The organism is Yoonia ponticola, from assembly GCF_014199395.1.
GTDB classification, from domain to species: Bacteria; Pseudomonadota; Alphaproteobacteria; order Rhodobacterales; family Rhodobacteraceae; genus Yoonia; species Yoonia ponticola.
Window position 1 is genome coordinate 389,289 of sequence record NZ_JACIJM010000001.1, and the last position, 13,259, is coordinate 402,547.

Below are 13,259 nucleotides of genomic sequence, written 5' to 3' on the forward strand. Positions count from 1 at the left end.
AGTCTTATGAATTCTTTTAATTTTGCCCGTTCCTGCCTATCATTCGATGTGACGGCAGTTTCGCGCAGCAAGATAGAATGGTCAACCAATTTTGTCTCGTGCTTTCGCCAAGCCGATTGCGCTTAAACCTGATCTTGAGGCGACATATGCGGCACCGTTTCCCCTGTTTCCGAGAACGTTCTGGTCACATCGCGCGCACCGTAAATCCACAGTATCGTCAGTGGTCCGTCACCTGTGTTCTTAAAGTAATGCGGCACGTTAGGTGGCACAAAGGTCGTGTCCATCGCGCCCAAGGACATCAATTCATCGCCGATCAAGGCTTCGGCTTGACCGCTGAGGATTGTCACTTGTTCTGCGCAATTATGCGAATGCAGCGGGGCCGCGCAATTGGCTGGAAACACGGTAGTGCCTGTCGTGAAGGGCGCGGTTTCATCCGTATGTTTACCAACCATCAGGCGCGTCTCGACCTTGTTGCCGCGCAAAAACGGTTTGATCTCAGTGTAGCGTATCACAGTGCCGTTCGTCATCATTTGTACCTTTGTGTTTGCGTTTTAGCGTTTCATTTTAATTCGAAGAGGGAAGTCACATGACCAATATTTCACACAGCGACCTTGCCGCATTTATCGCGCGGTGCCTTGGGGCGTGCGGGATGCCAGCCGCTGACGCGGATCGGGTTGGGGGCATGATGGCCCGCGCTGATCTGATGGGCCAAGAGGGGCACGGCGTGTTCCGGTTGCCGATGTATATCCAGCGCATTCGGGCGGGTGGCATGAACATGTCGCCGGAGTTCAAAGTCGTCTCGGATCGGACTGCGACGGCGTTGATCGATGGCGACAACGGCATGGGTCATTTGGTGATGCACCACGCGACGGAACTGGCAATGGAAAAGGCGCGCAATGCTGGCGTGGCTTGGGTTGGGGCGCGGCATTCGAACCACGCTGGCCCCGCGTCGTTGTATGCGATGATGCCTGCGCAAGAAGATATGATCGGGATTTATATGGCGGTGGCGAGCGCCAATCACATGCCGCCTTGGGGCGGGACCGAGATGTTGTTGGGCACAAATCCGATTGCGATTGCTTTGCCGTCCGACAAATTTCCGCCCATCGTCTTGGATATGGCGACGACCGTGGCGGCCTATGGTAAGGTGAAAACCGCCGCGTTGAAGGGCGAGCAGATGCCCGAAGGCTGGATGGTGGATCGCAACGGCGCACCGCTGACCGATCCGACAAAATCTGCTGACGGGTTTCTGCTGCCGATTGGTGGGCCCAAGGGCTACGGCTTGTCTCTGATCTTTGGTATTTTGGCGGGTGTTTTGAATGGCGCTGCCTTTGGTCGCGACGTGGTCGATTTCAACGCGGATGCAGTGTCGACGACAAATACGGGTCATATGATCCTCGCGTTGGATATAAAGGCGTTCACTGATCCTGACACATTCCGCGCTGATATTGATGCGGTCTGGACCCAGATGAAATCAAGCGAAACGCTCAGCGGTGTCGATGAAGTCCGGTTGCCGGGTGAACGGATGCACAGTGTGACGCAAACACGATTGAAAGACGGGATACCTTTGCCAGAGGCACTGCGCGAAAAGCTGGGGTTGATGGCCGATGATTTGGGTGTAGCGCCGTTATAAATAAGAACGGCCCCGACGGTATCGGGGCCGTTTGCGTGATATGACCTTGCGATTATTCCGTGGTCAGCGCGTCGACCAATTCCTTGTAGGTCACGGACTGCTGCTCGCGCAGGACTTGGTATTCCTCGCCACTCATTGGATCAATGCTTTCGCCAAGTGTTCCCATCAGACGAATGAAAGTTTCATCAACGACGAGTTCGGCAAATGCGGCTTGCAGCGTTTCGACGACTTCTGGCGGTGTGCCAGTAGGCGCCAGAACAAAGCGGTGCATATATCCAATGTCACCTTCGATGCCGAGTTCGGTAAGAGTCGGAACGTCGTCGAAAATACGTTCTTCGCTTGCGCTAGCCAGAATGCGGACGTCACCAGCCTTTAGCAATTCACCCAAAGATGATGGAAACGCCATTGTGAAATCTGAATCGCCTGACAGCAAGGCTTGCATTGCTGGTCCACCACCCGGATATGGGATCAGGTTAAGATTCAGGTCAAGCTCGCGCATGATTTGCGCAGCAGGCACAAAGAAAGCGCCCCAGTTGCCTGAATGACCCAGGTCCAACTCGCCGGGTCGTGCCCGTGCATCTGCTACCAAATCTTCAAATGTTTCATACGGGCTGTCCGCACGGACAACAATTGACGCTGGCGCATAGTTGATCCGAGCGATTGGAATGAAGTCTGCCATTGGGTCGTACGGCAGGTCGTCCACGTATTGTTGCAGCATGTCCATGTAGTTGTGCGAGAACAACAGTGTATACCCGTCGGCCGGAGAACGTGCGACTTCTTGCGTTCCTTTTTGCCCGCCCGCACCCGGTGTCAGGCGCACAATCATGGCTTGGTTCAGGTACTGCGGAATGACGGACGTGATGATCCGTGCGTTCAAGTCATGTGATCCGCCTGCGCCCAATGGAATGACCATCGTGACTGGTTTTTCTGGATATTCCGCTAGAACCGGTGCGGAAGACATTGCAAATGCCCCTCCCGATACTGCAAGAACTGCCAACGTTTTTTTGATCATTGTCGAAATCATCGTTTCTCTCTCCCTAGTTGATATCTTGTGATGTGCCGTGCGGCCGAGATCAGCCGCACGGCGTTTTATCTTATATGGTGCGGGCTGCGCCGTAGAGGCGTCTCCACAGCATGAAGCCGATGATTGGTGCTGCGATCAGGACGCCAAGTGCGCCGAACCGTTCGGTGACAAAGAAGCCCATGGCGTTGCCGCCCGACATCGCCATGGTCTGGCCAAAGGCGTATTCCATCGATGGCCCGAGGATAAAGCCCATGACCAAGGGCATAACGTCGAACCGTCCGGCCTTGGCGATGATCCCGAAGATACCAAATGCAACCAGCATCAGCAGGTCAACGGGGTCGGAACGGTAGACGTAAGTACCTGCAAAAGCGAACATGATAACCAATGGGATCAGAATGGACGTCTTGACCGTGACCAGTTTTGAAAAGAACGGCACGGACAAGTAGCCGATGACCAAGAACAGCAGGTTGGCGATGACCATTGCGACCAAGATTGCGAAAACCGTAGCACCTTGCTCTTCGAATAATTGCGGACCAGGGCGCAAGCCTTGGGCCACAAACGCGCCGAGCAAGATCGCTGTAACGTTGTCGCCTGGGATGCCAAGTGTCAGTAGCGGCACCATTGTTGGTCCGTTCACCGCGTTGTTTGCGGCTTCAGCGGCAGCAACGCCTTCGATTTCGCCTTCGCCGAATGTTTCTGGGTGGTCTGATGCGTTCTTTGCAGCAGAGTAGCCCATCATCGCAGCAACGATCTGGCCCAAGCCTGGCACGATGCCGACCATTGTCCCGATCACGGTCGAACGGCAGATCGTTTTAAAGCAGCGCCGGAACTCTGCGAACTTGAGGCGTTCGCCAACAAGTGCGGACAGTTTGCGTGCCCCATCGTTGCGGATCACAACAGAGGCTACTTCTGGCAGCGCGAACAGGCCGATGAGCATTGGCAGTAGTGGGATGCCTGACTTCAGCTCGAAAAGACCAAATGTGAACCGCTCTGAGCCGCCCAGCGGGTCTGTTCCGATAAAGGACAACCATAGGCCAAGCGCCATCATAATCAGGCTTTTCAGCGGATTAGCACCCGACGTCGCTGCGATAATGATCAAGCTCATCAACAGGACTGCGAACAATTCCGGTGGGCCGAACTGCATAACCAAGAAGGCAATTGGAAAGATCATCATGATCGTGAAGATGTCGCTGCATGTATCACCAAAGACGGATGAAAAGAGCGCCATATCAAGAGCTTTGCGTGACTTGCCTTTTTGGGTCAGTTTGTACCCGTCTCGCGATGTGGCCACGGCCGCACCAGTTCCCGGCATCGAAAGCAGGATCGCGGGAACACTCCCGCCGAAAATGCCGCCTTTGTAGATGCCCAGCAGGAACGGGATGCCGACAAGTGGATCAAGGAAAAATGAGATGGGCAGCAGGATTGCCATCGCCATCAATGTTGTGAAGCCCGGCAATGACCCGACAAGCATACCAGCGAAAAGCCCGATGCTCATCATCACCATGGTATCTAGCCGCATGGCCATGCCGAAACCTTCTATGAACTGTTCAATCATGGGTGCCTCTTAGTGTTTTGTGTTTCATGGGTTTCAAAGGTTGAACAAGCGAGCGTAAGCAAATTCGATCGCGTTCAGTTCCGGCAGTGACACGGCAAGCAGACGTGTGGCCGCGAGATAGAGCGAGGTGGGCCCTATCAAGGCGACCGCGCCGATTTGCAGGACAGAGCGCGAACCCAGTTGGAGTGAGATGATTGTGATGACGAGGGCCGTTGAGATCAGGAAACCAAATGGGACCATCGTCAGCCCGTATAGGATCAAGACGCCAAAGAAGAAAAATGCGCGACCCCACTGTGAATTAGATAGCTTTTCGACGTTTTCATCGACCTGCGTGGTTGTGAACATCAGCAATGTGATGGCGCAGAACAGTGCAAGAATGACCAGCACGATGCTCGGAAAGAGCGCAGGCGAGATCGCCGATAGCGATTGGCCGAACAGTGCTTTGGGTCGAGCGATGAGGGCGTTCAAGAAGATAAGCGACAACACAGCTGCCACCATGAGGGTGCCTATCGTGATCGTCTCGGCTGAAAGGGTGAAGCGTTTCGAATTCATGGATAACCTCCGTTATGTCGTCGCGGGCGTTGTCGCCCGGTTTTTTGCATGACCAAGTGGTGTGTACGGCAAAGAGAAACGGGCGATTACGGTCATGATGCGGCCCCCGTTTCAACATTGAATAATTTGAGTAGGGCGGGGCTGATGTCGCTTGCGATACGCGACACTGCGGGCTGGACTGCGGCCTTGAAAGCCAGTCGCTGTGCCCGTGTCAGTTCAACCATTTGGACGCCGTCGTTTAGCATTGCGGCTTTGGATTGGGCTTCGTCGGCTTGCGCGCGTGCTCGCTGTGCGGTTGTCGCCTCGTCCACGGCTTGGGTGATCCATGCACGGATGTGGTCTGGCCAAGACGCGAATTTCTCGCGATTGAACAGAACCAGCGAGATGCCCATCAGGTGACCTGACAAGGTGACGACACGCTGGGATTTGGACAGGCCCATGTTGTAGGTGTTGGTCAGTGGGTTTTCCTGCGCATCCACGTCGCCATTGTTGACGGCGGCGGTGACTTCTTTGACGTCGATGACGCGGGGGTGGAAACCCAAGGACTGGAAAATCTGGTTGTGATTGTCGTTTGGCAAGATGCGCAGGCTAAGCCCATCACAATCGGCGGGCGTATAGAGCGGACGGTCAGCTGTTGTCATATGACGCAATCCGTTGTCCCAATATCCGAGCGTGATGAAGCCGGTGTGTGCCGTGACCTCATCAGCGAGCATTTTGCCTGCTTCACCGTCGAGCAGGGCGAACGCCTTGGCCTTGTCAGGCACCGCAAAGTGAAGATCGAACAACGTCAGCGCCGACACACGTGGTGCCAGATAGCTGGATGAAAAGTAGCAGCCGTCAAATGTGCCACCTTCGGTCAGTCCCAAAAGATCGGCTGCATTGCGTCCGGTGTCAGTGATATCGGGGTGAAAACTGATCTCGACCGCATCACCAGCAAGGCGACGCATCGCTGCGCAGAAGGCTTCGACCCCGTAAGTATGAACCGAATTTGGCCCTTGGTAGCCACCGAGGCTTATCTTGATTGGGTCTGCCATTAGATGATCTTTGCTCCGTTTTGCAACGCGAGCGACGAGACTGGCTTTTGGTAAGATTGGCCATGCATCATGCGCCGTTCCTGACCAAAAGGGCAGAAAACGGAAACTGCGATTTCGAGAGCGCGAGTGCGAGCCAAACCAGTGCGGGCAAACAGATAAAGGTCAGCACAGTGGATGCGACAACGGTGCCTGCAACTTGTTCGGGATTGTATTGAAAGCGTTCCGCGAGCACATAGTTGATGATCGCGATTGGCATGGTTGCTAATAAAAAGACGACGCCAGCCGACGCGCCGCGTAGGTCTAAGAGTATTATAACGATGAGCGCACTGACCACACCGAGCAGCAACCGTATCACCGCGATCACCAGCGCTGGGCCCAGATCTGAGGTCTTGAGCGTGGCAAGTGATGTGCCGAGCAGCAAAAGCATCGCGGGGATCATCATGCCGCCTAACATTTCTGTCGTGGTGACGATGACCTGCGGCACGGGAATTGCGAATGCGGTGACGAGTAACACAGCGATTATGGAATATATCAATGGTTGGCGCAGCAGCGTTTGCACGCGGATTGAGCCTGCATAGATCGACAGACCCAAGGAATGTTGCGCAAGTGCGATGATAAAGAAGTAAGCAACGCCGAGCAGTGCACCCTCGTCACCGAATGTCAGGATGACCAGTGGCAAGCCCATATTGCCCGAATTGGGGAACATGAGGGTCGGTAGAAAACTACGTATCGATTTGCCGAGGACCTTGAGCGTTAGAAACCCGATTGCTGCCGAGATTAACAGGCATAGGAATGCCGCTGTTGCCATTGAACCGATCACGTCTAAGGAGACGTTTAGCGAGGTTAATGCGCTAAAGATCAGCGCAGGCGTGGCGACAAGGATCACCAATGCGCTCAACGTTTGTGTTTCTAGGCGCACGGACGAGCGGCCAAAAAGATATCCGATGGCAGTGATGACACTGATCGGGCCGAGGATATTGATCATCTGTAACAACAAAAGAGTTCCTCCCTCAGCTGTGTGTTTCGACATACGATATGAAAGGGGTGGTGAGACCTAAAGCACGTCCTCGCGTTGAAAAACGTCTGAATTTAAGGTGTTAACTGGTGCCATTTTTCGTCCTCCCGGTGTGTCCGCAGGCTCAGAAATGGTTCCCTCTGACCTGCAGTAAGCGTTAACGACATCGCCTCTGATGTTGCTCGACGCGCATCTGGCGAACCCTCCTCGATTCGCCGTCTGTGTTTTATGACCATGGCAAAGAAATGCCATCAGCGGTAATGGCGATTGTTGCTATCCTCTATCAGGTTTTTAGCTAGCTACACCCGTCGGGCGGCTATCTGCTTTGTTGAAGGATGTCATCAGGATACATCACTTGTTTAGATGGGGTGAACGTGGCTAGGCTTTGCAAACGAGGGGCCAGAAAGGCCGATTTTGATCGGAACTTAGGGCCACTCAAAAACCATACCACCATAACGCAAAGCCCAGCGTTGACTACGGAGTAGCCAAAATGACTAATGAAAATCAACCGTTTACTGTCGCGATCGTGGGGTTTGGCTGGTGGGGGCAACATATTGCGAAACGCCTTGCCGGACATGCGACGTTAAAAGTTGCGGGCGTCGTCGAACCGGTCACGGCCAACCATCAAGGTATCGCTGATTTAGGTTTGACGGCATGGACTGATCTGGCCGAACCACTGGCTGTGGCCGAAGTTGATGCAGTCATTCTGACGACACCAAACCCGCTGCACGAAGCGCAGATCACGCAAGCCGCTGCTGCCGGAAAGCACGTGTTTTGCGAGAAACCGCTGGGACTGACCGCAAACAGCGCGCGACGTTCTGTTAAGGCTTGTGAAGATGCGGGCGTCCAACTCGGCATCGGTCACGAGCGTCGCTTTGAACCTGCGATGCTCGCGCTGAAAGAAGCGCTGGATGCGGGCGATCTCGGAACGGTCATGCATGCCGAAGCTGCATTTAGTCATGACAAGCTGATTGGCGTGCCTGCTAACGATTGGCGCACCCGTAAAGAAGTCAGCCCCGCTGCGGGTATGACGGCGATGGGCATTCACCTGTCCGATTTGTTGATTTCGTTCTTTGGTCCGATCCGTGCGCTGCATGCGTTTACGGCGGATCGGTCGCTTGGTTGGGAAACTGGCGATGTGGTCACGGTCCAGATGTCATTCGAGGCGGGCATGACCGCGACTTTCAGCGCCGTCCTGCATACACCGCATTTCATTCGGATGCATGTTTTTGGCACAGATAAATGGGTCGAAGTGCTGAACGACAGCCACCCCGATACGCCGGACGGCATCGTGCGGGTTTTGACTGGCGAAAGCGGCCAGCCCGTCGCCCAACGGAACTACAATTGGGAAGACGCGGTGACATCAAACCTCGAAGCGTTCGCTGCCGCCGCGCAAGGCTGTGCGCCTTATCCGTTCACCACGGAAGAAATGGTGCACAACATTCAGGTGTTAGAGGCCATCGCACTGTCGGCTGAGACTGGCCAAGAAGTGAAATTGGCGGACATCTAAAAAGAAGTTTGGGAGGATTTGTAAATGGGTGAGGTGCTCAAAGCTGAGTGGTTCGATCTAGACGACGATACACGTGCCGTTACTTGGGCGTGGATGCATGAGACGTATCTGCCCGCGTTGCAAGCGGCGCAGGGTGTCAGCTGGGTTGGTCATTACGATATCGTTGAACTGCCAGATCGCCCGTACATTGAGGGCGCGCCAAATAAGAAAGTCACCCAAGATCCATTGGTCCCCACGGGTTGGCAGAACGTGATTTTGACGGCTTCGGCATCGCCAGAGGTTTTCTTTGGACCGAACAACGCGGTTAATGCTTTAGAAGCCGCGCATGCTGACAAATTGTCTGTGCGTCGCAATTACCGCTCTGCTGTGTTCATCGAAGAACAGGTGATCAATTCACCAGAGCAACGCGCGTTTCCGTATGGCATGGGGCCACCGCCTGCGATGCAGCTTGGCAATTATAACGCCGATAAACCGGATGACGAGATCGAACTGGCCCGCTGGTATCGCGCTGAACGCTTTTCGCGGGTGTCTGTGACGCCGGGGATGATCCGTGGGCGCAAGATGATTTCGATGGCGGGTTGGCCCAAGCACGGTGTGTTATGGGAATTTGCTGACATGCCTGAGGGCGACAGCAGTTTTGAACACCGCTTTATCGCGGCTGATCGCGAAGAAAATTGGACGGGCCGTCACGTGCTTGAATATGTGACGCACACTTACGGCGGCCCGCATGCCGGGCGCCGCGTTTGGCCTGCCGTTTAACGACACGACAACGACCCCGCATCAAAACCGTTGATGAGGATCAAGGATGGTTTGATGGGGATTTTTCAGGAGGTGCTGGCGCAAAGGTCGCTGGTGTAAATCAAAGGGAGAAGACAATGTCACAACGTATTTCTGGACTGAGCCATGAAGAGGCCACCGGCACAACAAAGCTGATCTACGAAGGCTCTGACCGGTTTCTGGGCCGGACGGCCAACCTGCAACGCATCTTAGGCACTCATAGCCCGTATATTGCACGTTGGTTTGGCGGGCTTGTCGCGTCGGTGCGCCAGCCTGATCTTGGTGCAACGACAGAGCCGCGCCTGCGCGGGCTTGCCAGCATCAAGACGTCAATGGTGAACGCATGTGCATATTGCACGGCGCATACTTCTGTCTTCGGTCAAGGTTTGGGCGTGTCGGAAGCAGAACTCGAAGCGATGATGGACGATAGCTACAAGACCAGTGATCTGTTCGATGCGCGTGACAAGGCCGTGATCGCATGGAGCGAGGCGATGACCTTGAACAAGGCGCAACGTGATCCCCATGCTTGGCAAGGCATGAAAGATAACTTTAACGACACGGAAATCGTTGAGATTTCAATGGCCTGCGCGATGTTCAACATGATCAACCGCTTGAACGACAGTTTCTGGACCGATCTTGAATCCGAAGAATACAACCAAAAGCAATGGAATGCGGTTAAAGGTCTGTCCGTGGACGAAATCGAAGCCTTTGCTGGCAAGTTTGCCGAAGTTGGTGCCGCTGAACGCACCGCAAAATAAGTGATCATCGCCGTCCGACCGTGGCACCTGCACAGGTCGGACGGCGATAACGATACCCCCACACGCACTTCAAATCTATTTCAGCGCAACTGATGGTCGCGCTGCCCCTAAACGTCACCTTGGAGACACCAATGGCCGAAACGAAACACACCAAAGTTCTGATCATCGGGTCCGGTCCCGCGGGATATACCGCCGCCGTTTACGCCAGCCGCGCATTGCTGGAACCGGTCTTGGTCCAAGGGATTGAACCGGGCGGGCAGTTGACCACGACAACCGAAGTCGAAAACTGGCCCGGCGATTCAGAGGTACAAGGGCCGGATTTGATGATCCGAATGGAGGCCCACGCGCGGGCGATGGGCGCAGAGATCATCGGCGATATCATCAGCAGTCTCGACACCAGCAAACGGCCTTTTGTCGCGCAAAGCGATAGCGGCACGGTTTATACCGCTGACGCCGTCATCTTGGCGACAGGTGCGCGTGCGAAATGGTTGGGCCTGCCGACTGAGGAAAAGTTTAAGGGCTTTGGCGTGTCGGCCTGTGCGACCTGCGACGGATTCTTCTATCGCGGCCAAGAGGTTGTGGTTGTAGGTGGTGGCAACACCGCTGTGGAAGAGGCGCTCTTCCTCACCAACTTTGCATCCAAGGTCACGCTCGTACATCGCCGCGATAAACTGCGTTGCGAGGCTATTTTAGAGAAACGCCTGCTGAATAACCCCAAGATCGAAGTCGTCTGGGATCATGCGCTTGACGAGGTGCTCGGCACCGACGCGCCGCTTGGCGTGGAAGGTATCCGCGTTAAACATACGACATCTGGCGAGATCAAAAGCATTGATTGCAAAGGCGTGTTCATTGCCATCGGCCACGCGCCAAGTAACGAATTGGTCAAAGACGTGCTGGAAACCCATATGGGCGGCTATGTCGTCACGCAGCCTGATAGCACCGCGACGTCGATCCCGGGCATTTTTGCGGCAGGTGATTTGACGGATTTCAAATTCCGCCAAGCTGTGACCTCGGCTGGCATGGGCTGCATGGCCGCACTCGAGGCCGAGCGGTTCTTGTCAGAAGCCGAATGACCGCCGCAGGGCAAGTCGGCGCGGGGTTCTGGCAAATTGCCACCCGCCGACAGGTGATCAAACGGGCGGGCCGCATTGCCCTGATCGTTGGCGTCATTTTGGCGGCGATCAATCATGGCGACCGGATTTTGAATCTGGATATGAACTGGGCGGCATTCGCCCGCATCGCGCTGACATTTTGCGTGCCTTATGCTGTATCAACCTATTCTTCGGTTCTCGCCATTCGCGAATCCGAAGGCTGAGACGAGCCAAGAAAAGGCAGCCCCATTGCGGGCTGTCATTTCGGTGTTAGACTTTGACGATATCGCCTCAATGGTAGCCCATAGGAGAAATCATCATGTCTTTCACACTCAATCGTCGCGGCTTTCTGGCAAGCACTGCAGGTTTTATCGCCCTTCACCCGTATTCCGCAAATGCGGCCACCAATCAGGCCCACTTGCGCATTATGGAAACAACTGACCTGCATGTGCATGTTTTTCCTTATGATTATTATGCGGACCGCCCAAGCGACACTGTTGGTCTGGCCCGTACCGCAAGCCACATCAAAGCAATCCGCGACGAGGCGTCCAATTCGCTGCTGATCGACAACGGTGATTTCCTGCAAGGCAACCCGATGGGCGATTATATCGCCTATGAGCGCGGTATGAAGGACGGTGATGTGCATCCAGTGATTGCCGCGATGAACACGCTTGGCTTTGATGCATCGACGCTGGGTAACCACGAATTTAATTACGGCTTGGACTTCTTGATGAAGTCGCTGGCAGGGGCGAATTTCCCTGTTGTAAACGCAAACGTCGCGCTGGAATTGGGTAGCGACCCGACCAAAGACAAAACGCTGATCCCGCCTTATGTGATCTTGGATCACACGGTGATTGATGGCGCTGGCAACACACATCCAATCAAAGTTGGCCTGATCGGCTTTGTGCCACCACAAGTGATGAACTGGGACCGCCAGCATCTGGAGGGCAAGGTGCAGGCGCGTGATATTATCGAAACCGCAAAGGCGTATTTGCCGCTGATGAAAGAGCAGGGCGCGGATATTATCGTCGCCTTGTCCCACTCTGGTATCGGCGCTGCTGATGCGAGCGACGGGATGGAAAACGCCTCTGTGCCGCTCGCGGGACTTGAGGGCGTGGATGCGATCTTGACCGGTCACAGCCACCTTGTGTTCCCGTCGCCCGGTTATGCCGATTTTGCTGGCGCTGATATTGATGCGGGCACGTTGATGGGGACGCCGGCGACGATGGGCGGATTCTGGGGCAGCCACATGGGGCTGATTGATCTGTTGATCGAAAAGGACGGCAACGCGTGGCGTGTTGTGTCCGCTGAATCCGAAGCCCGCCCGATTTCGCAACGCAACGAAGATCGCAGCGTGACCGCGCTGGTCGAAGACGACGCCGAGGTGATCGCCTCAGTCCAGCAAGAACACGACGAAACGCTGACATATGTACGCCGCGCAGTTGGGAAAACCGACGCGCCGTTGCACAGCTATTTCGCGCTGGTCGCGGATGATCCGTCTGTGCAAATCGTGTCGATTGCCCAAATTTGGTATATCGAGCAGATGATGAAAGGCACTGAACACGAAGGCTTGCCAATTCTGTCCGCTGCCGCGCCGTTCAAGGCGGGTGGCCGTGGTGGTCCTGAGTATTACACCGACGTTCCCGAAGGCGATGTGGCGATCAAAAACGTGTCTGATCTGTACCTCTACCCGAACACAGCACGCGCTGTGCGTGTGACAGGGCAACAGGTTAAAGACTGGCTGGAACGCTCTGCGGGCATGTTTAATCAGGTCGAAGCGGGCGCGCAGGATGTCGTGCTGCTGAATCCTGAATTCCCAAGCTATAACTTTGATATCATTGATGGCGTCAACTATCAGGTCGATCTGTCACAACCGTCAAAATACGATCCTTCGACGGGTGATGTGCTGAATGCTGATGCGAACCGGATTGTGAACTTGACGCACAACGGCGAGCCGCTTGATATGGCTGCGGAATTCATCATCGCGACAAATAATTATCGTGCAGGTGGCGGCGGGAACTTCCCCGGTGCGACTGAGGAAACAACCGTGTTTGAGGGTCCAGACACCAACCGCGACGTGATCGTGCGCTACATCGTCGAAAAGGGCACCATCAGCCCGCGAGCCGATAACAACTGGTCGTTTGCGCCTTTGGAAGGCACGACGGTTCTGTTCGATACGGGACCAGCGGCAAGCGCTTATCTTGATCAGGTTAACTTAGATATCGAGCCAGCAGGCGACGGCCCTGACGGGTTTGCGCGCTACCGCATAGCACTTTAACACAATCGTGAATTGAGCATTGCTGCTTGGCCGTT

13 protein-coding genes are annotated in these 13,259 nt (G+C 54.9%); 7 read left to right on the forward strand and 6 right to left on the reverse strand.

The features are described 5' to 3' along the window. Nucleotides 1–122 precede the first annotated feature (122 nt). Entirely contained in the window at nucleotides 123–527 is a 405-nt protein-coding gene (locus FHS72_RS02000; RefSeq protein WP_221235307.1) for a cupin domain-containing protein, read from the reverse strand. Nucleotides 528–586: 59 nt separating this feature from the next. On the opposite strand from FHS72_RS02000, the gene FHS72_RS02005 reads away from it, so the two are divergent. Next, nucleotides 587–1,630 carry an Ldh family oxidoreductase gene (locus FHS72_RS02005; protein ID WP_183524757.1) on the forward strand — a complete coding sequence of 348 codons (1,044 nt, stop codon included), beginning with the start codon at nucleotides 587–589 and terminating at the stop codon, nucleotides 1,628–1,630. Nucleotides 1,631–1,682: 52 nt separating this feature from the next. On the opposite strand, the gene FHS72_RS02010 is transcribed toward FHS72_RS02005, so the two are convergent. The 5 genes from FHS72_RS02010 to FHS72_RS02030 form a co-directional block, all read right to left on the reverse strand. Further along, the gene (locus FHS72_RS02010; protein WP_183524759.1) at nucleotides 1,683–2,591 is read right to left on the reverse strand and encodes a tripartite tricarboxylate transporter substrate binding protein; all 909 of its coding nucleotides are present in this window, start codon (nucleotides 2,589–2,591) and stop codon (nucleotides 1,683–1,685) included. Nucleotides 2,592–2,724: 133 nt separating this feature from the next. Next, on the reverse strand, nucleotides 2,725–4,209 hold the full coding sequence (locus FHS72_RS02015) for a tripartite tricarboxylate transporter permease (RefSeq protein ID WP_183524762.1): 1,485 nt from the start codon (nucleotides 4,207–4,209) through the stop codon (nucleotides 2,725–2,727). 33 nt (nucleotides 4,210–4,242) lie between these two features. Next, nucleotides 4,243–4,761 carry a tripartite tricarboxylate transporter TctB family protein gene (locus FHS72_RS02020; protein ID WP_183524765.1) on the reverse strand — a complete coding sequence of 173 codons (519 nt, stop codon included), beginning with the start codon at nucleotides 4,759–4,761 and terminating at the stop codon, nucleotides 4,243–4,245. A 92-nt stretch (nucleotides 4,762–4,853) separates the two neighbouring features. Next, nucleotides 4,854–5,795 (reverse strand): TRAP transporter substrate-binding protein, encoded by a 942-nt coding sequence (locus tag FHS72_RS02025; RefSeq protein ID WP_183524768.1) that lies wholly within the window; start codon nucleotides 5,793–5,795, stop codon nucleotides 4,854–4,856. A 67-nt stretch (nucleotides 5,796–5,862) separates the two neighbouring features. Further along, the gene (locus FHS72_RS02030; protein ID WP_246414450.1) at nucleotides 5,863–6,780 is read right to left on the reverse strand and encodes an AEC family transporter; all 918 of its coding nucleotides are present in this window, start codon (nucleotides 6,778–6,780) and stop codon (nucleotides 5,863–5,865) included. Between the two features lie 520 nt (nucleotides 6,781–7,300). Here FHS72_RS02030 and FHS72_RS02035 point away from each other — a divergent pair. From FHS72_RS02035 to FHS72_RS02060, 6 genes are all read left to right on the forward strand, one after another. After that, nucleotides 7,301–8,320, forward strand: a complete 1,020-nt coding sequence (locus FHS72_RS02035) for a Gfo/Idh/MocA family protein (RefSeq protein ID WP_183524774.1) — start codon at nucleotides 7,301–7,303, stop codon at nucleotides 8,318–8,320. 24 nt (nucleotides 8,321–8,344) lie between these two features. Next, nucleotides 8,345–9,079: a hypothetical protein gene (locus tag FHS72_RS02040; RefSeq protein WP_183524777.1), complete on the forward strand. Its 735-nt coding sequence runs from the start codon at nucleotides 8,345–8,347 to the stop codon at nucleotides 9,077–9,079. Between the two features lie 116 nt (nucleotides 9,080–9,195). Beyond that, on the forward strand, nucleotides 9,196–9,855 hold the full coding sequence (locus tag FHS72_RS02045) for a carboxymuconolactone decarboxylase family protein (RefSeq protein ID WP_183524779.1): 660 nt from the start codon (nucleotides 9,196–9,198) through the stop codon (nucleotides 9,853–9,855). Nucleotides 9,856–9,986: 131 nt separating this feature from the next. Next, complete coding sequence (gene trxB, locus FHS72_RS02050; protein ID WP_183524783.1) at nucleotides 9,987–10,928, forward strand: thioredoxin-disulfide reductase; 942 nt, start codon at nucleotides 9,987–9,989, stop codon at nucleotides 10,926–10,928. Further along, nucleotides 10,925–11,170: a nitrate/nitrite transporter NrtS gene (gene nrtS, locus FHS72_RS02055; protein ID WP_183524786.1), complete on the forward strand. Its 246-nt coding sequence runs from the start codon at nucleotides 10,925–10,927 to the stop codon at nucleotides 11,168–11,170. The genes trxB and nrtS overlap by 4 nt, the downstream gene beginning before the upstream one ends. 95 nt (nucleotides 11,171–11,265) lie before the next feature. Then, on the forward strand, nucleotides 11,266–13,224 hold the full coding sequence (locus FHS72_RS02060) for a bifunctional 2',3'-cyclic-nucleotide 2'-phosphodiesterase/3'-nucleotidase (RefSeq protein ID WP_183524789.1): 1,959 nt from the start codon (nucleotides 11,266–11,268) through the stop codon (nucleotides 13,222–13,224). Nucleotides 13,225–13,259: the final 35 nt, after the last annotated feature.